15 protein-coding genes and 2 riboswitches are annotated in these 21,355 nt (G+C 60.9%); of the genes, 9 read left to right on the top strand and 6 right to left on the bottom strand.

The window, feature by feature from the left end; genetic code table 11:
* Window positions 1-30: 30 nt before the first annotated feature.
* A complete protein-coding gene (gene metH / locus ACZZ0B_RS12490; RefSeq protein WP_463545342.1) occupies window positions 31-3,741 on the bottom strand; it encodes a methionine synthase in 3,711 nt (1,236 codons plus the stop codon).
* A gap of 155 nt (window positions 3,742-3,896) precedes the next feature.
* Here metH and ACZZ0B_RS12485 point away from each other — a divergent pair, with 155 nt between their 5' ends.
* From ACZZ0B_RS12485 to nfuA, 3 genes are all read left to right on the top strand, one after another.
* Window positions 3,897-6,215 (top strand): fatty acid cis/trans isomerase, encoded by a 2,319-nt coding sequence (locus ACZZ0B_RS12485; protein WP_008080470.1) that lies wholly within the window; start codon window positions 3,897-3,899, stop codon window positions 6,213-6,215.
* Between the two features lie 226 nt (window positions 6,216-6,441).
* Window positions 6,442-7,464 (top strand): acyltransferase family protein, encoded by a 1,023-nt coding sequence (locus ACZZ0B_RS12480; protein ID WP_463545341.1) that lies wholly within the window; start codon window positions 6,442-6,444, stop codon window positions 7,462-7,464.
* Window positions 7,465-7,521: 57 nt separating this feature from the next.
* Window positions 7,522-8,106: a Fe-S biogenesis protein NfuA gene (nfuA, locus tag ACZZ0B_RS12475; RefSeq protein ID WP_007912592.1), complete on the top strand. Its 585-nt coding sequence runs from the start codon at window positions 7,522-7,524 to the stop codon at window positions 8,104-8,106.
* Between the two features lie 211 nt (window positions 8,107-8,317).
* Here nfuA and cobM read toward each other — a convergent pair whose 3' ends face one another.
* The 4 genes from cobM to ACZZ0B_RS12455 form a co-directional block, all read right to left on the bottom strand.
* Complete coding sequence (gene cobM / locus ACZZ0B_RS12470; RefSeq protein ID WP_463545340.1) at window positions 8,318-9,064, bottom strand: precorrin-4 C(11)-methyltransferase; 747 nt, start codon at window positions 9,062-9,064, stop codon at window positions 8,318-8,320.
* 81 nt (window positions 9,065-9,145) lie between these two features.
* Complete coding sequence (locus ACZZ0B_RS12465; protein WP_008080473.1) at window positions 9,146-9,559, bottom strand: cobalamin biosynthesis protein; 414 nt, start codon at window positions 9,557-9,559, stop codon at window positions 9,146-9,148.
* Window positions 9,556-10,257: a CbtA family protein gene (locus tag ACZZ0B_RS12460; RefSeq protein ID WP_463545339.1), complete on the bottom strand. Its 702-nt coding sequence runs from the start codon at window positions 10,255-10,257 to the stop codon at window positions 9,556-9,558. Before ACZZ0B_RS12460 ends, ACZZ0B_RS12465 begins: the two co-directional genes overlap by 4 nt.
* Window positions 10,258-10,268: 11 nt before the next feature.
* Window positions 10,269-10,466 (bottom strand): CbtB domain-containing protein, encoded by a 198-nt coding sequence (locus ACZZ0B_RS12455; protein ID WP_008080475.1) that lies wholly within the window; start codon window positions 10,464-10,466, stop codon window positions 10,269-10,271.
* 124 nt (window positions 10,467-10,590) lie between these two features.
* Window positions 10,591-10,812, bottom strand: a riboswitch (cobalamin riboswitch).
* A 969-nt stretch (window positions 10,813-11,781) separates the two neighbouring features.
* Window positions 11,782-11,993, top strand: a riboswitch (cobalamin riboswitch).
* A 99-nt stretch (window positions 11,994-12,092) separates the two neighbouring features.
* Between ACZZ0B_RS12455 and cobW the strand changes: the two genes are divergently transcribed.
* From cobW to ACZZ0B_RS12430, 5 genes are all read left to right on the top strand, one after another.
* Window positions 12,093-13,166, top strand: a complete 1,074-nt coding sequence (cobW, locus tag ACZZ0B_RS12450) for a cobalamin biosynthesis protein CobW (protein ID WP_463545338.1) — start codon at window positions 12,093-12,095, stop codon at window positions 13,164-13,166.
* 3 nt (window positions 13,167-13,169) lie between these two features.
* Window positions 13,170-17,018 (top strand): cobaltochelatase subunit CobN, encoded by a 3,849-nt coding sequence (cobN, locus tag ACZZ0B_RS12445; protein ID WP_463545337.1) that lies wholly within the window; start codon window positions 13,170-13,172, stop codon window positions 17,016-17,018.
* 138 nt (window positions 17,019-17,156) lie between these two features.
* Window positions 17,157-18,161: an ATP-binding protein gene (locus ACZZ0B_RS12440; RefSeq protein ID WP_463545336.1), complete on the top strand. Its 1,005-nt coding sequence runs from the start codon at window positions 17,157-17,159 to the stop codon at window positions 18,159-18,161.
* Between the two features lie 20 nt (window positions 18,162-18,181).
* A complete protein-coding gene (locus ACZZ0B_RS12435) occupies window positions 18,182-18,826 on the top strand; it encodes a vWA domain-containing protein (RefSeq protein ID WP_463545335.1) in 645 nt (214 codons plus the stop codon).
* Window positions 18,827-18,915: 89 nt separating this feature from the next.
* Window positions 18,916-20,562, top strand: a complete 1,647-nt coding sequence (locus ACZZ0B_RS12430) for a phospholipase D-like domain-containing protein (RefSeq protein ID WP_463545334.1) — start codon at window positions 18,916-18,918, stop codon at window positions 20,560-20,562.
* 64 nt (window positions 20,563-20,626) lie between these two features.
* Here the strand turns inward: ACZZ0B_RS12430 and ACZZ0B_RS12425 are convergent, their stop codons facing one another.
* Complete coding sequence (locus tag ACZZ0B_RS12425) at window positions 20,627-20,944, bottom strand: ElaB/YgaM/YqjD family protein (protein ID WP_008088645.1); 318 nt, start codon at window positions 20,942-20,944, stop codon at window positions 20,627-20,629.
* A 154-nt stretch (window positions 20,945-21,098) separates the two neighbouring features.
* Between ACZZ0B_RS12425 and ACZZ0B_RS12420 the strand changes: the two genes are divergently transcribed.
* Window positions 21,099-21,353, top strand: a complete 255-nt coding sequence (locus tag ACZZ0B_RS12420; RefSeq protein WP_008088647.1) for a hypothetical protein — start codon at window positions 21,099-21,101, stop codon at window positions 21,351-21,353.
* Window positions 21,354-21,355: the final 2 nt, after the last annotated feature.

Raw genomic sequence — 21,355 nt, 5'->3', positions numbered from 1 at the left:
TCTACCGAGGTTTTTTTCAAGCTGCGTTGATCAGTTGTCGTAGCCCAGATTCGGCGCCAGCCAACGCTCGGTCACGCTCAGCTCCTGGCCTTTGCGCGAGGTGTAGCTGGCGATCTGATCCTTATCGACTTTGCCCACAGCAAAGTACTGCGCCTGTGGATGCGCGAAGTACCAGCCACTGACCGCTGCCGCCGGGAACATTGCATAGTGCTCGGTGAGGAACACACCGCTGCGACCGGCACGCATTTCTTCGGCTTCCGGGTCGAGCAAGGCAAACAGCGCGGCCTTCTCAGTGTGATCCGGGCAGGCCGGATAACCCGGGGCAGGGCGGATACCGCTGTATTGCTCTTTGATCAGCGCTTCGTTGTCGAGGGTTTCGTCCTTGGCATAACCCCAGTGCTCTTTACGCACCTGCTGGTGCAGCCATTCGGCGCAAGCCTCGGCCAAACGGTCGGCCAGCGCTTTGACCATGATCGAGTTGTAGTCGTCGCCAGCGTCTTGGTAAGCCTTGGCGACTTCTTCGGCGCCGATGCCGGCGGTGGTAATGAAACCACCGACGTAGTCGGTCACTTCGCTGTCTTTCGGTGCAACGAAGTCGGCCAGCGAGAAGTTCGGTTTGCCGTCGGTCTTGATGATCTGCTGGCGCAAGTGATGCAGTTTGGCCAATGGCTGACCGTCATCGCCGTACAGCTCGATGTCGTCTTCATGCACCTGATTGGCCGGCCAGAAACCGAACACCGCGCGGGCGCTGATCAGCTTCTCGTCGATCAGCTTGGCGAGCATTTCCTGCGCATCCTTGTACAGCGAAGTCGCGGCTTCACCGACCACTTCGTCTTCGAGAATGCGCGGGAATTTGCCGGCCAGATCCCAAGAGATGAAGAACGGCGTCCAGTCGATGTATTCAGCGAGGACTTTCAGGTCAATTTTGTCCAGAACCTTGCTGCCGGTGAAGGTTGGTTTGACGGGCTGATAAGTCGCCCAATCAAACTGCGGCTTCTTGGCGATCGCAGCGGCGTAGCTTAGGCGTTCGGTGCGGGCACTGCGGTTGGCGGTACGTTCGCGCACTTCAACGTATTCGGCGCGGGTTCTTTCGACGAAACCGGCCTTCAGTTCCCTGGACAGCAACTGCGTCGCCACACCCACCGCGCGGGAAGCGTCGGTCACGTAAACCACGGCATCGTTGCTGTACTTCGGCTCGATCTTCACCGCCGTGTGCGCTTTGGAGGTGGTCGCACCACCGATCATCAGCGGCAGGTGGAAGTCCTGACGCTGCATCTCACGCGCAACGTGGACCATTTCATCCAGCGAAGGGGTGATCAGGCCGGACAAACCGATGATGTCGCACTTCTGCTCTTTGGCCACCTGCAGAATCTTCTCGGCCGGCACCATCACGCCGAGGTCGACGATGTCGTAGCCGTTGCAACCGAGCACCACGCCAACAATGTTCTTGCCGATGTCGTGCACGTCACCCTTGACGGTGGCCATGAGGATCTTGCCCTTGGCTTCCGGCTTGTCGCCTTTTTCCAGTTCGATGAACGGGATCAAGTGCGCTACGGCCTGCTTCATCACACGGGCGGATTTCACCACTTGCGGGAGGAACATTTTGCCGGCGCCGAACAGGTCGCCGACGATGTTCATGCCGGACATCAGCGGGCCTTCGATCACTTCGATCGGGCGGGCGAACGACTGGCGCGATTCTTCGGTGTCTTCAACGATGTGCGTGGTGATGCCTTTGACCAGCGCATGCTCCAGACGCTTGTTGACCTCCCAACTGCGCCACTCTTCGGTCTCGGCTTCTTTGACGCTACCGTCGCCCTTGTATTTGTCGGCGATGGCGAGGAGGGCGTCAGTGCCGTTTGGCGTGCGGTTGAGCACCACGTCTTCAACGGCGTCGCGCAACTCTTGCGGGATCTGGTCGTAGATCTCCAGCTGACCGGCGTTGACGATGCCCATGGTCAGGCCCGCGCGGATCGCATACAGCAGGAACACCGAGTGGATCGCCTCGCGCACCGGGTTGTTGCCCCGGAACGAGAACGACACGTTGGACACGCCGCCCGAGGTCAGCGCGTACGGCAGCTCGTCGCGGATGTAGGCACAAGCATTGATGAAGTCCACAGCGTAGTTGTTGTGTTCTTCGATACCGGTGGCGACGGCGAAGATGTTCGGGTCGAAGATGATATCTTCCGGCGGGAAGCCGACTTCGTTGACCAGAATGTCGTAAGAGCGTTTGCAGATCTCTTTCTTGCGCGCTTCGGTGTCGGCCTGGCCGGCTTCGTCGAACGCCATCACCACAACGGCGGCGCCGTAGCGCTTGCACAGTTTGGCGTGGTGGATGAACTGCTCGACGCCTTCTTTCATGCTGATCGAGTTGACGATGCCCTTGCCCTGAATGCACTTCAGGCCCGCTTCGATGACTTCCCATTTCGACGAGTCGATCATGATCGGCACGCGCGAGATGTCCGGTTCGCCGGCGATCAGATTGAGGAAGGTCACCATGGCCTTCTTCGAATCGAGCATCCCTTCGTCCATGTTGATGTCGATCACCTGCGCGCCGGCCTCGACCTGTTGCAGGGCGACTTCCAGCGCTTCGGTGTAGTTGTCTTCACGGATCAGCCGGGCGAATTTCGCCGAGCCAGTGATGTTGGTGCGCTCGCCGACGTTGACGAACAGCGAGCTGCGATCGATGGTGAACGGCTCCAGACCCGAGAGGCGGCAAGCTTTGGGGATGTCCGGAATCTGCCGCGGCGCGTAACCGGCGACGGCTTTGGCGATGGCTTCGATGTGCCCCGGCGTGGTGCCGCAGCAACCGCCGACAATATTGAGGAAGCCGCTCTGGGCGAATTCTTCGATGACCTTGGCGGTTTCCGACGGCAGTTCGTCGTACTCGCCGAATTCGTTCGGCAGGCCGGCGTTCGGATGCGCGGACACGTGGGTGCTGGCCTTGTTCGACAGCTCTTCCAGGTACGGACGCAATTCACTGGCGCCGAGTGCGCAGTTGAGGCCGACGGAAATCGGCTTGGCGTGCGCTACCGAGTTCCAGAACGCTTCGGTGGTCTGGCCCGACAGGGTGCGGCCAGACGCATCGGTGATGGTCCCGGAAATCATGATCGGCAGTTCGATGTGCAGCTCTTCGAACACGCCTTGCACGGCGAAGATCGCCGCTTTGGCGTTGAGGGTGTCGAAAATGGTTTCGATCAGGATCAGGTCGGCGCCGCCCTCGATCAGACCTTTGGTGGCTTCGGTGTAGTTCTCCACCAGCTCATCAAATGTGACGTTGCGATAGCCCGGGTTGTTGACGTCTGGCGACAGCGAGCAGGTGCGGCTGGTCGGGCCGAGCACGCCGGCAACGAAGCGTGGCTTGTCCGGGTTCTCAGCGGTCTTGGCATCGGCGACCTTGCGCGCCAGGCGAGCGCCTTCTACGTTTAACTCGTACGCCAGTTCTTCCATGCCGTAGTCGGCCATGGAAATGCGCGTGGCGTTGAAGGTGTTGGTTTCGAGGATGTCGGCGCCGGCATCCAGATAGGCTTTCTCGATGCCGCCGATCACGTCGGGACGGGTGATGACCAACAGGTCGTTGTTGCCCTTGACGTCACTCGGCCAGTCAGCGAAGCGTTTGCCGCGATAATCCTGCTCTTCGAGCTTGTAGCTCTGGATCATCGTGCCCATACCGCCGTCGAGTATCAGGATGCGCTCTTTGAGAGCCTGCTTGAGAGCTTGAAGACGGACGCTGCGATCGGACATTTGGACTACTCGGAAAGACCATTACGAAGGAGCGGGATCATAACAAACCTGTGCGGTTTTGGAGCATGCGGCGCTTTTGCATGAATATCGCTCATGTTGGTACGGACGTCATAATGTAGAATCGCGGCGTTTTTTATAAAATCGAGATCAGCAGCATGTCTTACCGCGTCATGGGTTTTGTGTTGCTGTTTCTCAGCTGGGGCGCCGTGGCGCAAGAGCCAGCGGCTGCACCGGCCATTTCTCCTTCGATTTCCCCTTCTATTTCCTACACCCGCGATATCCAGCCGATCTTCACCGAGAAATGCGTGGCCTGTCATGCGTGCTACGACTCCGCCTGCCAGCTCAATCTCGGCAGTGGCGAGGGCGCAGCCCGTGGTGCGAGCAAAATGCCGGTGTATGACGGCGAGCGCACTGTCGCGGCGCCGACCACTCGCTTGTTTTACGACGCCTTCGGCAAGCGCGCCTGGCAGCAAAAGGACTTCTATTCGGTACTCGACGCCCAAGGCAGCCAAGCAGCGTTGATGGCGCGGATGCTGGAATTGGGGCACACGACGCCGCTGACGCCTAACGCGAAACTTCCCGAAGACATCGTCTTGGGTCTGAATCGGGCAAACCAGTGCGCCATGCCCGCCGAATTCGAGGGTTACGCCGGGGCGCACCCGAAAGAGGGCATGCCGCTGGCAGTCACTGGCCTGACCGATCAGCAATACCAGACCTTGCAACGCTGGCTCGCCTCCGGTGCACCGATCGACGAACAAGGCCTGGCGCCGAGCGCTAAAGAATCCCTGCAAATCGTCCAGTGGGAAAATCTGCTCAACAGCCCCGGTGCCCGCGAAAGCCTGGTCGGCCGTTGGTTGTACGAGCATCTGTTCCTCGCGCACCTTTATTTCAAGGACGGCGAGCCTGGGCATTTCTTCCAGTGGGTGCGTTCGCGCACACCGACTGGCCAGCCGATCGACCTGATCGCCACCCGTCGCCCGAACGACGATCCCGGCACGCAGGTGTATTACCGCTTGTGGCCGGTGCAAGGGGTGATCGTGCACAAGACCCACATCACCTATCCGCTGAGCGCGGCGAAGATGGCGCGGGTCAAGAGTCTGTTCTACAGCGGCAACTGGCAGGTCAATGCCTTGCCGGGCTACGGCCCGCAGAGCCGCGCCAACCCGTTCGCCACGTTTGAGGCGATTCCGGCGCAGGCGCGTTATCAGTTCATGCTCGATAACGCCGAATACTTTGTCCGCACGTTTATTCGCGGGCCGGTGTGCCGCGGGCAGATCGCCACCGACGTGATCCGCGACAACTTCTGGGCGCTGTTCCAGGCGCCGGAACATGACCTGTACATCACCGACCCGAACTATCGCGGCCAGGCCACGCCATTGCTGGCGATGCCGGGGCAGAACGACGATGTCGGCAGCGTCCTGAGCCTGTGGCACAACTATCGCGACAAACGTAATGAATACGAGGCGTTGCGTCGCGACAGTTATGCCGAAGTCCCTGCGCCGAGTTGGTCGACGCTGTGGGCCGGCAACGACAACGCGCTGCTGAGCATTTTCCGCCACTTCGACAGTGCTTCGGTGACCAAGGGCTTGATCGGCGAAGTGCCGCAGACGATGTGGTTGTTCGACTATCCGCTGCTTGAACGCACGTATTACCAGTTGGCGGTCAATTTCGACGTGTTCGGCAACGTCTCCCACCAGGCGCAGACTCGCCTGTATTTCGACCTGATTCGCAACGGCGCCGAGCAGAACTTCCTGCGCCTGATGCCGGCCGATTCGCGCGAGGACTATCTGGACGATTGGTACCAGAACAGCGGCCAGTTCAAGATGTGGCTCGATTACGAAGCCATCGATGACGACAAGCCAACCGCGCTGAAACTCAACGAGAAAGACCCGAAATACGACTTCGCCATGCAATTGCTGGCGCGTTACGGCGACTTGAATGCGCGCCCCGACCCGATCAATCGCTGCGACGGCGCTTATTGCTCGCGGCCGAACATCGAGCCAGCGCTGCAAAATGCTGAACAGGCGCTGAGCCGCCTGACTTCACGCCCGGCGGCTGGTTTAAAGGTGATTGATCAGTTGCCGGAAGCAACGATGCTGCGCGTTGAAACCGCCAGCGGCAAACGCGAGGTGTACAGCCTGTTGCGCAACCGCGCGCACAGCAACGTGGCGTTTTTGCTCGGTGAGTCGCTGCGCTATCAGCCCGGATTGGACACGCTGACTGTTTATCCGGGCGTGCTTAGCAGCTACCCGAATTTCATCTTCAACGTTCCGGCGCAGCAGGTGCCGGACTTCGTCGACGCGATGGAGAATGCCAAGGACGCCAACCGGTTCGAGAAAATCGTCGAACGTTGGGGCATCCGCCGCAGTCACCCGCAGTTCTGGTTCTATTTCCACGACCTGAGCCAGTACCTGCACGAAACCGACCCGGTGGAAGAGGGCGTGCTGGACATGAACCGCTACGAGAATCTTTGATCTTTTGCGGCCGACCCGCTGTCCCACCCATAAGCAACACCGCAAAACCCCTGTAGGCGCTGTGTAGGAGCTGTCGAGTGCAACGAGGCTGCGATCTTTTGACCTTGAAAATCAAAATCAAAAGATCGCAGCGTGCCGCAGCTCCTACATGAATTCAGCGCCATATCGAAGTATTCGGATGACGTTGGGGCGGTGCTGGATTTGAGGGTGTGGACGGGAGCGGGCGATGTTGATTTCAGTGCAGGCCCTGCGTGCGCTTGCCGCGTGGACGGTGGTCTGCCATCACTTCATGCAGATTTTTTTCAATTTCGAAGCACGCGGGCCGATCGGCCAGTTGTTCATCGACAAAGGCGCGGTGGGCGTGGATATCTTCTTCGTCATCAGCGGTCTGGTGATTTTCCTCTCCACCGAGAACAAACCGCTGCCGCCCGCGCGCTTTCTGCTGTACCGGTTGTTCCGCATTGTCCCGGCGTACTGGCTGTACACCGTGCTGATGGCGTTACTGGTGGTGTTTGCCCAGCCGCTATTGCCCGATCAAACGGTGGACTGGAACCATCTGCTGCTGTCCTTGCTGTTTATCCCGACTGAAAACCCCGGCGGCTACGGCATTTACCCGACGTTGAATGTCGGCTGGACGCTGAATTACGAAATGCTCTTCTACGTGCTGTTCGCCTGGGCGCTGCTGTTTCGCTTGCAGGTGCGCCTGCTGGTGGTCGCGGCGCTGCTGTTTGCGGTGAGTCAGGCGTGGACGGGGTTTGGCTGGATCAGCGAATTTTATCGTTCGGACATCGTCTACGAGTTTTTGCTGGGGATCGGCATCGGCATGCTCCATCGTCGGGGCTGGATTGGCGCCGGTCTATGGCTGCCGCTGGCCGGGATCGTCGCGGCATTGTTGGCGATTTATCACCTGGCGCCGGCGCCTCGCCTGCTCAATTGGGGCGTGCCGAGTGCGGTGCTGGTGATGTCGTGCATGGCGCTGGAGCGTTATGTCGAGCGCAGTCGGCTGCTGAAACTGCTCGGCGACTGCTCGTATTCGGTGTACTTGATGCACGTGCTGGTGCTGTCGGCGGGCGGTTTTCTGGCGCGGCGCTACGGGATCAACCCGTATTTCATGTTCGTCGTGTGTGCGCTGGCGATTGGGATCGGCTCGTGGTTGAGCTACGAGTGGGTGGAAAAACGCAGCTATCGTTGGCTCAAGGCACGAATCGACGGCGAGTCGGACGCGAATCTTTCCCGACAAAAATACTAGGACTTTGTCCGGCGCAGCGATTGGCGTAAACTGCGCCCAAGCCTGCGAGGAGTTTCCATGACCGCTATTACCATTACCGACGCCGCCCACGATTACCTGGCCGATCTGCTCTCCAAGCAGAACACCCCGGGCATCGGCATCCGCGTCTTCATCACCCAGCCTGGCACTCAGTACGCCGAAACCTGCATTGCCTACTGCAAGCCGGGCGAAGAAAAACCTGAAGACACCGCGCTGGGGCTGAAAAGCTTCACCGCGTACATCGATCACTTCAGCGAAGCGTTTCTTGACGACGCCGTTGTCGACTATGCCACCGACCGTATGGGCGGTCAGCTGACCATCAAGGCGCCAAACGCCAAAGTACCGATGGTCAACGCCGACAGCCCGGTCAACGAGCGCATCAACTATTACCTGCAAACCGAAATCAACCCGGGGCTGGCCAGCCACGGCGGTCAGGTCAGTCTGATCGATGTGGTTGAAGACGGCATCGCTGTTCTGCAATTCGGCGGCGGCTGCCAAGGCTGCGGCCAGGCGGACGTGACCCTCAAGGAAGGCATTGAGCGCACTTTGCTTGAGCGCATTCCTGAGCTGAAGGGCGTTCGTGACGTGACCGACCATACGCAGAAAGAAAACGCCTACTACTGAGTAAGGTGTTCGCTGCGGAGAAGAAAAACGGCGCTGTGGCGAGGGGATTTATCCCCGATGAACTGCGCAGCAGTTCCAATTCAGGCAATGCATTTTCCCGTGATGAATGCATTGTCTGAAGCCACAGAATCAAAAGATCGCAGCCTTCGGCAGCTCCTACATTGGAATGTGTTTCCCTGTAGGAGCTGCCGAAGGCTGCGATCTTTTGCTTTCAGGGTCTGTAAAGGTGTGCATGCCCCGCGCGGTACAGCGATGACTCGCTAAACACCTCACTCCCCAACACCCGCCCGACCAGTATCAACGCCGTACGCCGAAAGCCTTTCGCTTCAACCTTCCCGGCAATATCCGCCAGCGTCCCGACCACCCAATCCTGATCCGGCCACGTCGCCCGGTGAATCACCGCAATCGGGCAATCAGCGCCGTAATGCGGCAATAGCTCGGCCAGAATCTTGTCTAGGTGATTAACGCCCAAATGAATCGCCATGGTCGCACCGTGCTGCGCCAGACTGCCGAGTTCTTCACCCGCGGGCATCGCGGTTTTATCGGCATAGCGGGTCAGAATCACGCTTTGTGAAATGTCCGGCAGCGTCAGCTCCGCACCCAGCAATGCCGCACACGCCGCCGTTGCCGTCACGCCGGGAACGATCTCAAACGGAATATTCAGCTCGCGCAAATAGCGAATCTGCTCACCAATCGCGCCATACAGACTCGGATCGCCGGAATGCACCCGCGCCACATCCTGACCGTTCGCGTGCGCGGTTTTGATCAGTTCGATGATCTGTTCCAGATGCAATTCGGCGCTGTTGACCACCGTTTCAGCCTGATGACCTTCAAGCACCGCCGTCGGCACCAGCGAGCCTGCATAGATGATCACCGGGCAACTGCGGATCAGCCGCTGGCCTTTGACGGTGATCAGTTCCGGGTCGCCGGGGCCGGCGCCGATGAAGTAGACGGTCATCGTAGAATCCTGTGAAAAAGAGGCGCAGCAATGGCTTCAGATGAAGATTGCTCATGATCGATGGCGGGGATTATCGGGTTTTTACGCGGCGCCGGCCAATGCGAAGGTGGCCTGGGCGTATTTTTGCCGGGAAATCAGCAGTTTTGCCGGTGCCTGAATCAACTGTTCGGCGAGGGCCAGCGCAGCACTTTCGGCAACGCCGTAACAACCGGTGCGTTCGTAAGCGATCTCGGAACGATGGCTGAGTCGCTCTTGGTAACTGGCCAATTCCTCGCTGCTGAAGTACAGCAATGGCAACGCCAGTTGTGCGGCGAGTTCCTGTAAACCGGGTTCATCGCGTTTCAGGTCGATACTGGCCAGAGCCTTGACCGCATGAAGCTCGATGCGATGTGCCTGTAACGCCTGATCAAGTAACGCGCGCAGCGTGCTGGCAGGGCAGCCGCGCTGGCAGCCCAGGCCGACCACAAAGGTCGGCGCTGCGCTGTCATTTGTCATGCGTGGTATTGGCCAGCGCTTTTGCGGCGGAACAACCAGGCACTGATCAGGCCCAGGGTCAGCCAGAACACTACGTTGGTCAGCTGCGAAGCGATTTTGAACTGCGCTTCCAATGCTTCAGGGGCGAGCATCGAATGCACTTGCGGCTGTGGGGCGCCGATCACGTGCGGCACGGCGAGAATCGCCACACCGAGGACTTTCATCAGCCAGTGACGGCTGAACGCGATCAATGACAGGCCGACGGCAGTCGACGCGGCAGTGCCGATCCACCACATCTGTCGCGAAGCCAGATCAGCGGCCGCGGTGCCCGGCAGTTCTGGCGGCAGGCCCAAAGTCGGCGCGAGGACGAACGTGGCGTAGCCGGCCAGGCCCCAGAGCAGGCCTTGCGAGGTTTTGGTCGGTGCGCGCAGGGTGTAAAGGCCGGCGAGCATCAGGGCGAAACCGACGGCTACCACCAGATTGCCGCCCGTGGTCGAGACCACGCGCTGCCAGCCGTCTTCCGGCTCCCAGGCTTCGGCGTCGTGGGTGTGGCCGGCCATGGCGCCTTCGGCGTGTTCATGCACGGCGATGGGTTCGGCTTTTTCGAAAGTTTCCGCTTGAAGAATCAGCGGCGAGACCCAGAAGCTTTGCAGCAGGGTGAGGAGCAGGGCGGCCAGAAGACCGGTGAACCCTGCGGTTTGCGCAATACGCTTGATCATGTCGGCAGGTCTCAGTGGCACGGGAACGCGGCGCTGTGGCGGGTATCGTGGGCGGCGTTGTGCACCGCTTCGATGTGCGAGAAGCCGGCGAAGTAGACCAGGCTGGCGCCGAGGATCGACGCGAAGATCGCGGCGCTCAGGCGTTGGCTCAGTGTGGCGCTGCTGGTGATTTTGTCCGTGTTGCTGCCGGTGCTGCTGATGATCGACATGGCGCTTCCCTCTGGAGTGTCAGCGGGTGAATCGAGCGCATGAAAACCCCTGCGGGTCGGGCTCGCAGAGGTTCGAACAGCGCCCGCCCACCGCGGGTTTGTTATGTTCAGCGACGCACGAGGTGCGAGCTGTGTGTTGCGGGCCGGTCTCCGGGCTCACGAGGGGTTGGCGTCAGGCCGACCTGCAAGCGTCTCCTTCCCATGCCGTACGGGCACAGTGGTTTTGACGCTTCGCTCGCTTACCGTTGCGGGGGCAGCACCGGACTGACATGGGCTTGAGTAAAGCACATGATTCACCGGTTTCCCGTTTCACCCTGTGAAGGGCACCCGTAACAAGTTGTGTAGGAGAGCATGGGGTTGGGTTTTTAGTCAATTTTTTGGGGTGGATCCGTTGCTGCGGTAACGGCGTCTTAGGGTTCCGCCCTTACGGCGGGTCACCTTTTCCAAACGCCGAAAAGGTAACCGAAAAGGCTTGCTCCTACGTGCGGCCCGCTCGCTGGGGCTCGGGGTCCCTTCGCTCCGGGATCGATCCGGGCGCAGCGCCTACGGTTTGCTTCGCTGCACCTCCTCTCGCTGTGTTTGGCTGCGCCAAACGGTCGCTGCGCTCCCACGCCCGGATCAATCCCTCCACTCAGCCTTCCGACGTCGCCTTACAGATCAAAAGCCGCAGCCGAGCTAACGCTCATCCTGTTGAGTGGTGAGGAGCGTGGGTGTTCCGCTTTTGATTTTCGTAGGAGCAAAGCTTGCTCGCGATGACAACATACTTTCCGATGCGATCACCTGTAGGAGCTGCCGAAGGCCGCGATCCTTTGACTTTATCTTTTAAGAGCAAGATCAAAAGATCGCAGCCTGCGGCAGCTCCTACATGGGTTATCGGCTGTGCTTTTTGTTCGCTGGCGAAAGCAGGCTGGCAGCCTACCCACCTTTCGACGCAATCCCCTGTAGGAGCTGCCGAAGGCTGCGATCTTTTGATCTGCTTTGGCTCTGGCTTTTGATCTTTTGCCCCTTCGGCAGGCCGAGCGTAGGTGTCCATCCGGGGGGCAGGCGCGCAGCGCCGTGCGGCGCAGCCGCACACATCGAGAGGAGGTGCAGCGAAGCAAACCGTAGGCGATGCCCCCGGATGGACACCGTAGTGAGGGAACACTGAGCCTCAGCGAAGTGCCGTACGCCGGGGCAAAGCCTTTTGGGTTACCTTTTCGGCGTTTGGAAAAGGTGACTCGCTGTAAGAGCGAAACCGCCAGCGGCAGCACCCGCAGCAACGGATATGCCCCCAATACCAAAACTCAACGCCCATTGACCCACCACCAACCGATGCGTAGCCTTGCGCTTTCGAGGTTCTTCGGCCCACGCCGAAGCTAAGAAGGGAACGCGGTCAATGCCGCGGCTGCCCCCGCAACTGTGAACGGTGATGTTCGCTGCCACGCCACTGCCAGCTCAATCGATGAGCCCGCGGGAAGGCGCAGCAAACGCCAGGCCTCGCGCCTGAACACCGTCAGCCAGGAGACCTGCCTCGTCACAGATTCTCACTACAACCGGGCGGGGTGATCCGGTGGCGAACTCTCCAGGCACGCACGCGCGCTGCCGGTTCTCGTCCCGTATGCCCGCCGCTTGCCAAAGGGCATACCGATGAAAACACTGGCCAAACTCCCCGTCACCATCGTCACCGGCTTCCTCGGCTCGGGCAAAACCACGCTCCTGCGGCACATGCTCGACAACGCGCAGGGCCGTCGTATCGCGGTGATCGTCAACGAGTTTGGCGAGCTGGGCATCGACGGTGAAATCCTCAAGCAATGCACCATCGGCTGCAGCGAAGAAGAAGCGGTTGGTCGCGTCTACGAACTGGCCAACGGCTGCCTGTGCTGCACCGTTCAGGAAGAATTCTTCCCGGTGATGCGCGAACTGGTCGCGCGTCGTGGTGACCTCGACCACATCCTCATCGAAACCTCGGGCCTGGCCCTGCCGAAACCTTTGGTCCAAGCCTTCCAGTGGCCGGAAATCCGCAGCGCCTGCACCGTTGATGCAGTGATCACCGTGGTCGACAGCCCGGCCGTGGCCGCTGGCACCTTCGCCGCGTTCCCGGATCAGGTCGATGCGCAGCGCAAACTCGACCCGAACCTCGATCACGAATCGCCGCTGCACGAACTGTTCGCCGACCAATTGGCCAGCGCCGACCTGGTGATCCTCAACAAGGCCGACCAGACCAGCCCGGAAGACCTCGCTCGCGTACGTGCCGAAGTCGCCGAAGAGTTGCCTCCGGCGGTGAAAATCATCGAGGCCAGCAACGGTCGTCTGCCGCTGGACGTGCTGATCGGCCTCGGCGCCGGTTCCGAAGAACACATCGACAGCCGTCACAGCCATCACGATCACCACCACGGTGATGGCGATGACGATCACGATGACCACGATCACGACGCTTTCGACTCGATCTCCATCGAACTGCCGCAAGCCGACGAAAGCCTGCTGCTCGACGCCCTGACGCAACTGGTGGTCAAGCACGGCATCCTCCGTGTCAAAGGTTTCGCCGCTATCCCGAACAAACCAATGCGCTTGCTGATCCAAGGCGTGGGCACGCGTTTCGACAAGCATTTCGACCGTCAGTGGGGCGCCGAGGAAGTGCGCGTGACGCGTCTGGTGTTGATCGGTCAGGAACTCGACGCGGCGCAACTCGAAGCGCAACTGCGCGCTGCGCTCAGCGTTTAAGCCATGCACCTGCTCAGGACTCAGCCCGGCGGTTTCGTCTCGGATGACAACATTGCCGACCTTGGCCAAACCCCCGCCGAGCTGGTGATCCTGTGCAGCGGTGATTCCAGCCTGGCGCTGCTCGCCGAAGCGGCGCAGCAGTTGCCCGAGGATTATCCGAGCCTGCGTCTGGCCAATCCGATGCAGGTGCAGAATCACGCTTCGGTCGACTTGTACGTCGATGAAGTGTTGCGTCACGCCAAGGTCATCCTGATTTCGCTGCACGGCGGCATCGCCTATTGGCGGTATGGCGTCGAGCGTATGATCGAGTTGGCCGAGCGCGGTGTGCAGGTGATTCTGGTGCCGGGTGATGATCGGCCCGATCCGGAGCTCAGCGACTTGAGCACCGTCAACGCCGAAGATCGCGACCGGCTCTGGCAGTTCTTGCGCCAAGGCGGCCTGGGCAACGCACTGGATTTCTTCCGTTGCATGGCCAGCCGTTGGCTCGGCCGCGATTACGCATGGAACGAGCCGCAAACCCTGCCGCGCACGGCGATTTACCACCCGACTAAAAACACCGCTGCACTGAGTGACTGGCAAGCCGAATGGCGGCCTGAGCAACCGGTTGCGGCAGTGCTGTTTTACCGCTCGCATTTGCAAGCGGCGAACACCGCGTTCATCAATGTTTTTTGCCAGCGTTTGCAGGCGGCGGGGCTTAATCCGCTGCCGATCGCGGTGGCCAGTTTGAAAGAGCCCGGCTGCCTCTCGGTGGTCGAGGATTGGCTGGATGAAGTCGAGGCAGGGGTGATATTGAACACCACCGGTTTCGCTCAATCCAGCCCTGAAGCGCCGCATTTGCGGCCGTTTCGCCGCAACATTCCGGTGATTCAGGCGATCTGCGCGCAAGACAACGAGCCCGGCTGGCGCGACAGTGAGCAGGGCCTCGGCCCGCGTGATCTGGCGATGCACATTGCCTTGCCGGAACTCGACGGGCGCATTATCAGCCGGCCGATCAGCTTCAAGGATCTGGCCTGGCGCAGCGAGCGCAGTCAGTCCGATGTGGTCTGCTATCGCGCGCAGCCTGAGCGTATGGATTTTGTCGCTGAACTGGCAAGGCGCTGGATCGATCTGGCGCGGGTGCCGAATGGCGAAAAACGCATCGCCTTGATTCTCGCCAACTACCCGACCCGCGATGGGCGCATCGGCAATGGCGTCGGCCTCGACACCCCGGCGGCGGCGCTGAATATTCTTCGCGCCTTGCAGGCCGAGGGCTATCCGATCACGGCAGAACTGCCGAATAGCGGCACCGAGTTGATCCAGCAATTGCTCGGCGGCGTCAGCAACGATCTCGACACCATTGACTTGCGGCCCTGCCAGCAAAGCCTGGCCATGGACGCTTACCTGGCGATGTTCAACGCGTTGCCCGAAGCCAATCGCAGCGCCGTGGTCGAGCGCTGGGGATCGCCGCAAAACGATCCGCTGTGCCGCGACGGGCGGATGATGATCGCCGGCATTCGTTTCGGCCTGACCTTCGTCGGCATTCAGCCGGCGCGCGGTTATCAGGTCGATCCGAGCGCGGTCTATCACGATCCGGATCTGGTGCCGCCACACGGCTATCTGGCGTTCTATTTCTGGTTGCGCAACACCTACGGCGCGCACGGCGTGATTCACGTCGGCAAGCACGGCAACCTCGAATGGCTGCCGGGCAAAGGCGTCGGCCTCTCGGAAAACTGCTGGCCGGATGCGCTGCTCGGGCCGCTGCCGAATATCTACCCGTTTATCGTCAACGATCCGGGTGAGGGCGCCCAAGCCAAGCGGCGCACGCAAGCGGTGATCATCGACCACCTGATGCCGCCGCTGACCCGCGCCGAAACCTACGGGCCGTTGCGCAATCTGGAACTGTTGGCCGACGAATATTACGAGGCGCAACTGCTCGATCCGCGCCGTGCCCGTGAGTTGCAGCGCGACATCCTGCAACTGGTCCGCGACACGCAGATTGATCGTGAACTGCAACTGGATGCGGGCCTGGACAGTGACGCCGATGCGGCGATCTGGCTGCCGCGCCTGGATACCTATTTGTGTGATCTGAAGGAATCGCAGATTCGCGATGGCCTGCACATCTTCGGTGAGTCGCCGAGCGGACGTTTGCGCATTGATACGTTGTTGGCCTTGCTGCGGATTCCGCGAGGGGACGGCAAAGGCGCGCAATCGAGCCTGCTGCGCGCACTGGCCAAGGCGTTCGAACTCGGCTTCGATCCGCTCGATTGCGCGCTGGCTGAGCCATGGATCGGCCCGCGCCCGGAGGCGCTGCAATCGCAAAGCAACGAAGCCTGGCGCACCGCCGGCGACACCCGCGAACGCCTCGAACTGTTCGCCACCCAACTGATCTCCCAGTCACTGCAATCCCCTTGTAGGAGTGAGCCTGCTCGCGATAGCGGAGTGTCAGTCGCTGGAGATTTACCTGATCCACCGCTATCGCGAGCAGGCTCACTCCTACAGGGACCGCGTTGGGCGGAGGTCAGCGCAATCATTCAGAATCTGCGGGAGGTCGTCGCGCCACGTCTGGACGCCTGCGGCCCCGCCGAAATGCGTGGTCTGCTCGACGCCCTCGGCGGTCGTTTTGTGCCCGCCGGCCCCAGCGGCGCACCCAGCCGTGGCCGCCTCGACGTCCTGCCCACCGGCCGCAACTTCTACTCGGTCGACGTGCGCAACCTGCCGACCACCACCGCGTGGCGCATCGGTTTCCAATCGGCGACGTTGATTCTAGAACGGCACCTGCAAGACCACGGCGATCACCTGCGCCAGCTCGGCCTGTCCGTGTGGGGTACCGCGACCATGCGCACCGGTGGCGACGACATTGCCCAAGCGATGGCATTGATGGGCGTGCGCCCGGTCTGGGCCACGGGCAGTCAGCGTGTCGATGATTTCGAGATTTTGCCGCTGAGCCTGCTCGACCGCCCGCGCGTCGATGTCACGCTGCGGGTCTCGGGGTTCTTCCGTGATGCGTTTGCCAATCTGATCCGCCTGTTCGACGCCGCCGTGCAAGCCGTGGCAGCGCTCGACGAACCGGACGATCTCAATCCGTTGGCGGCCAAAGTGCGCGCGGAACGCGAGGCGCTGCTGCAATCCGGCCTCGACGAAGACACTGCACGACGTCAGGCCGGTTGGCGGATTTTTGGTGCCAAACCCGGTGCCTACGGCGCGGGCGTGCAGGGCGCCATCGACGGGCGTTTGTGGCAAAGCCGCGACGATCTGGCCGAGGTCTATCTGAACTGGGGCGCTTACGCTTATGGCGGTGCCGACGAAGGCACGGCCGCCCGCGAGCAATTCGTCCAGCGCCTGAGCCAAGTGCAAGCGGTGCTGCAGAATCAGGACAATCGCGAGCACGACTTGCTCGATTCCAACGACTATTACCAGTTTCAGGGTGGCATGCTCGCCGCCGTCGAAACGTTGCGCGGCGAAACTGCCGCCAGTTATCACGGCGACCACAGTCAGCCGGATCTGCCGAAAATTCGCACCTTGAAGGAAGAGCTGAACCGGGTGATCCGCTCGCGGGCGGCGAATCCGAAATGGATCGACGGGGTCAAGCGCCATGGCTATAAAGGCGCGTTCGAACTGGCGGCGACGGTCGACAACCTGTTCGCGTTTGATGCGACGACGCAGTTGATCGACGATCATCAGTACGCTTTGCTGGCAGACGCGTATCTGTTGGATCCGGCGACGCGGGATTTCGTCCGCGAGCACAACCCGCATGCGCTGCGCGACATGACCGAGCGCATGCTCGAAGCGCAACAGCGGGGGATGTGGCAGGAGCCGGGGGCTTATAAAGAAGCGCTGGAAAATCTACTGCTGGATATAGAAGAAGATAACTGACGCGATCCCTTGCAGGCCTTCGCCTGCTTGCGATAGCGCTGTGTCATTGAGAACTGAATTGCCTGACACGCCGCCATCGCGAGCAGGCTCGCTCCTACCGTTTGAAAACTTTTCACCGACCATGACTGAGTAACCAAGATGACCGACACTCCGCATTTCCCGCTCTCCGCCGTGGTCGGCGCCGATGACTTGAAACTCGCCCTGTGCCTCACCGCCATCGACCCGAAAATCGGCGGCGTGCTGATCGAAGGCCCGCGCGGCATGGCCAAATCGACATTGGCGCGCGGCTTGGCCGACTTGCTCGCCAGCGGTCAGTTCGTCACCTTGCCGCTGGGCGCCACCGAAGAACGGCTGGTCGGCACCCTCGACCTCGACGCGGCCCTGAGCGAGGGCCGGGCGCAGTTTTCGCCGGGCGTACTGGCGAAGGCCGACGGCGGGGTGCTGTATGTCGATGAAGTCAATTTGCTGCCCGATCATCTGGTCGATCTGCTGCTCGACGTCGCCGCCAGCGGCACCAACTTGATCGAACGCGACGGCATCTCTCATCGCCATTCGGCAAAGTTCGTGTTGATCGGCACGATGAACCCGGAAGAGGGCGAGTTGCGTCCGCAGTTGCTCGATCGTTTCGGCTTGAACGTTGCTCTCAGCGGTCACACCGCACCGGTCGAGCGTGGGCAAATCATTCGCCGTCGACTGGATTTCGACAGTGACCCGCAAGCCTTCTGCGCACAGTGGGAAACCCAGCAGCAAACCCTGCGCGAACGCTGCGAGAACGCCCGCGTTGCGCTGGTCAATATTGCCCTGGACGATGGCGCACTTGCCCAGATCACCGAGCGTTGTTTCGCCGCCGGGGTCGACGGTTTGCGCGCTGATCTGGTCTGGCTGCGCGCCGCTCGGGCGCATGCCGCGTGGCGCGGTGCCAAGGTAATCGGGGACGAGGATATCGACGCCGTTGCCGAATTTGCCTTGCGCCATCGACGTCGCGAACAGTCCGCGCCCAGCCAGCAACAGCCGCCTCAATCCCAAGGCAATGCGCCGTCCGAATCGCGTGAAGGGCAGGGCCAGTGGGGCGATCTGCCCGCACCGGCACTCGCCACCGGCGCGCGCCGTGAAGTGCCGAGCTGGCCGCCAAAAAAGCCCTAGGCATTCGCCCCCGATCCGACGTGGGGGCGAATGCCAGACCCCGTGCCGGGCGCCTCGACAACGGCCGTCAGGGCCAGCGTCACGCGGCCCGCAGTGGCTCGGTGAACTGGCCGGGCACGCTGCTCAAGGGACGTCCGCAACGTCGCGCCGATCTGTTGTTTCAATGGCGTAGCCGTTCTGCGCATGAGCTATGGCTGGTGATTGTCGATGCGTCGGCCTCGACACGCCGTCATCAAGCACTGAGCGATGCCAAAGGATTGCTCGCGCAATTGTTTGACGATGCCTACCGCCAGCGCGCGCGGCTGGCGTTGCTGACGGCCAGCGGTGCAGCGCCGAAGTGGCAGGTGCAAGGCTTGAAGGCTTCTTCGGGCTTGCGCGCATGGCTCGATGGGCTGGGCGCCGGCGGTGGCACGCCGCTGGTGGCGGCGTTACTCCAGGCGCAGCAATGGTTGACGCTGCGGCGCAAGCGTTTTCCTGCCGAGCAGCAGCGCTTGCTGGTGGTGACGGATGGACGCTTGAAGGATGTGTCTGGCGTGTCGGCACCGCAATGTCCGGGGCTGTTGATCGACATCGAGCGCGGGCCGATCCGCTTGGGTCGCGCCCGGGAGCTGGCGACGGCGCTGGATCTGGGCTATCGGCACATTGATGAGGTCAACAGGGTTTGATCTGACCTCTTCGCGGCAAGCCTTGCTCCTGCACGCGAAAGCCGCCACTCGGTCTATGCTGGCCGCAAACCAATCACAAGGAGTGAGCGATGCGCGTTTTGGTGAAAAACCTTCAGGACGATTTTCGCGTCAAGGCCTACGCCGGCACCAACGGCGTATTGCTGGCCATCGACCTCGCCGAACCGCGCCGCCAAGGCTTGCTCGGCTTCGCCATCGAAAAGCAGCAGGGCAACAAGCCGTGGCTGTTTCTGTTCAACAGCCTGACCTTCCCCGGCAAAACCCACACCTTCGCGCAGTTCCACGCGACGCCGAGTGACCTGGCGCCGCTGCAGAAATTTCGCTGGGCCGATTACGCGGTCAATCCGGGGATGACCCTTCACTACCGCGTCCATCTGGCCTACGGCACCCCGGACGCGCCGCAACTGGGTGAATCGCTGGAGCTGACGATCACCGCGGATGACGGTCACCCGGCCAATCAGAGCGTGATTTTCAACCGCGCAGTGGCCGCCAGTCAGGCATTCCAGCGCAAGTTTCCCGAGCTCGACGCACAAATCGGCGCCAACAAGAACATGCCCATCGAAGCCTGGCCCGACGCTGCCCGGCAATGGCTGGAAAATGGTTTGCTCGGGCGTCTGCTGGGTTTTATCGAACGGGCAGTTGATGACCAATGGGCGCTGGACATCGCGATCTATGAATATCAGTTACAGGCGATTGTCGATGCGGTGAACGCTTCGTTTGCGCGCGGCGTGCAGGTGCGGGTTGTGTACCACGCGCGGCCCGATGACGAAGACACCACGATCAACGAGGCCAGCCTGGCCAAGCTGCCTGCCGCGAATAAACGCGGGCGGGTCACCCACAATATTTTTCACAACAAGTTCATCGTACTCAGCCGGCTCGACGCCACGGGCCAGCGGCAGCCGCAAGCGCTGTTGTGTGGCAGCACCAATTTCACCGCCAATGGCGTTTATCGCCAGGCCAACGTAGTGCATGTGCTCGATGACGCGGCGGTGAGCCTTCGCTATCTGCAAACCTTTGAAGAGGTGTGGGCGACGCCGGACGATGTCGGTGCGACCCGCGCATGGATCAACGAACATAACCCGATGGATGCCACGCAGCCGTTGTTCGCCGGATTCTCGCCGCGCACCGGCGGCGCTGATTTGCGTGAGTTTGTCGAGATCATCGAGGCGGCGAAAAAAGACCTGCTGTTCGTCACCGCGTTCAGCCTGCCGGACGCCATTCTCAACGCGCTACTGGGGCAGCCTCACGACGACATCTTGCGTTTCGGCCTGCAAAACACCGCCAGCCGCATCACTGGATTCCACGCCGATCGCAGCGCCGAATTCGCTGCCACGGCGCTGCTCAACACAGGGCTGGAGGGCTGGCTGCGCGAGAACATGAAAGGCCAGAAGGGTAATTTGCTGGTGCACACCAAAGCGGTGGTCACCGACTTCACCACCGACGCGCCAACCATTATCAGCGGCAGCCACAACCTCAGCAGTTCGGCGAGTAACGGCAACGACGAAAACTACCTGATCATTCGCGGCGACACCGACCTGGCCGACCGTTACGGTCTGGAGTTGCTGCGGTTTTACGAGCATTATCGATTTCGCTATTTCGCCAGGAAGCTGGCCTTGAAGCAGGTACAGCCCTTGGCCGTGGATGATCGCTGGACCGACGATTATTACGTTGCCGGCGATCTGCACCAGCTCTCACGGCTGCGTTTTGCCGGCCGCTGAATCGCGCGCATGAAAAATGCCAGTCAGGTCGCCCTGACTGGCATGTTTGTCCGGCGTGGACGGCCTAACGACGACCGAGCAACAGGCCTACCACCAGACCAAAACCGGCCGAAATGGCCACGGTCTGCCATGGATGGCCGCCAATGTAGCTTTCGGTGGCGTCAACCGCCGGTTTGGTGCGGTCGCGCACGCTCGACACTGATTCCAGCGCCTGCTGCAATTTCTGGGCGATTTGTCCGCGCAGGGTTTCCGCTTCCTCGCCAACCAGTGAAGCGCTGTTCTTGAGCAGTTTGTCGGACTCCTCGATCAGCGCCTGAAGTTCGCTGAAGGCTTGATCCTTGATTTGATCCTGGGCGGCTTGCACGGCGGATTTCCGGGCCATTGGGTAACTCCTTGCAGGTGAATGGACAGTGATCAATGGAGTGTGGCGTCAGTCAAAAAGTTGCACTGAATTTAGGTCAGAAAGAAAAACCTGCGCGGGAGATTTCCGTCGAGCGTGTAAGATGTCGCCATTTTATGCAGCAGGATAATTCCCCATGAGTTTCAATCTGGCCGACAAATCCCTCGCAGAGCGCGCTGCGCTGGAAGACGAGAAATCCCGTCTGTTCGAACTCTGGCAGAACAATCTGGGCAAAGCCAAAGGCGAAGCCGCGCGCCTGTTCGGCGAGCGTGGCAAGCGCAAGGGCAAATGGGCGGAGTGGGTGCGTTCTGAGCTGGACGGCATGTCGCCGCCGGAATTCGCCAACATGGTGCGCAGTGAAGTCAATCGCCTGATGGCGGCGAACAAGTAAAC

Source organism: Pseudomonas sp. AC247 (assembly GCF_979258015.1).
This window is presented reverse-complemented; position numbering and strand designations above follow the sequence as displayed.

Bases quoted from the DNA above. Each gene is read 5' to 3' on its own strand.
- metH (WP_463545342.1), bottom strand. From the start codon at position 3,741: ATGTCCGATCGCAGCGTCCGTCTTCAAGCTCTCAAGCAGGCTCTCAAA.
- ACZZ0B_RS12485 (WP_008080470.1), top strand. From the start codon at position 3,897: ATGTCTTACCGCGTCATGGGTTTTGTGTTGCTGTTTCTCAGCTGGGGC.
- ACZZ0B_RS12480 (WP_463545341.1), top strand. From the start codon at position 6,442: ATGTTGATTTCAGTGCAGGCCCTGCGTGCGCTTGCCGCGTGGACGGTG.
- nfuA (WP_007912592.1), top strand. From the start codon at position 7,522: ATGACCGCTATTACCATTACCGACGCCGCCCACGATTACCTGGCCGAT.
- cobM (WP_463545340.1), bottom strand. From the start codon at position 9,064: ATGACCGTCTACTTCATCGGCGCCGGCCCCGGCGACCCGGAACTGATC.
- ACZZ0B_RS12465 (WP_008080473.1), bottom strand. From the start codon at position 9,559: ATGACAAATGACAGCGCAGCGCCGACCTTTGTGGTCGGCCTGGGCTGC.
- ACZZ0B_RS12460 (WP_463545339.1), bottom strand. From the start codon at position 10,257: ATGATCAAGCGTATTGCGCAAACCGCAGGGTTCACCGGTCTTCTGGCC.
- ACZZ0B_RS12455 (WP_008080475.1), bottom strand. From the start codon at position 10,466: ATGTCGATCATCAGCAGCACCGGCAGCAACACGGACAAAATCACCAGC.
- cobW (WP_463545338.1), top strand. From the start codon at position 12,093: ATGAAAACACTGGCCAAACTCCCCGTCACCATCGTCACCGGCTTCCTC.
- cobN (WP_463545337.1), top strand. From the start codon at position 13,170: ATGCACCTGCTCAGGACTCAGCCCGGCGGTTTCGTCTCGGATGACAAC.
- ACZZ0B_RS12440 (WP_463545336.1), top strand. From the start codon at position 17,157: ATGACCGACACTCCGCATTTCCCGCTCTCCGCCGTGGTCGGCGCCGAT.
- ACZZ0B_RS12430 (WP_463545334.1), top strand. From the start codon at position 18,916: ATGCGCGTTTTGGTGAAAAACCTTCAGGACGATTTTCGCGTCAAGGCC.
- ACZZ0B_RS12425 (WP_008088645.1), bottom strand. From the start codon at position 20,944: ATGGCCCGGAAATCCGCCGTGCAAGCCGCCCAGGATCAAATCAAGGAT.
- ACZZ0B_RS12420 (WP_008088647.1), top strand. From the start codon at position 21,099: ATGAGTTTCAATCTGGCCGACAAATCCCTCGCAGAGCGCGCTGCGCTG.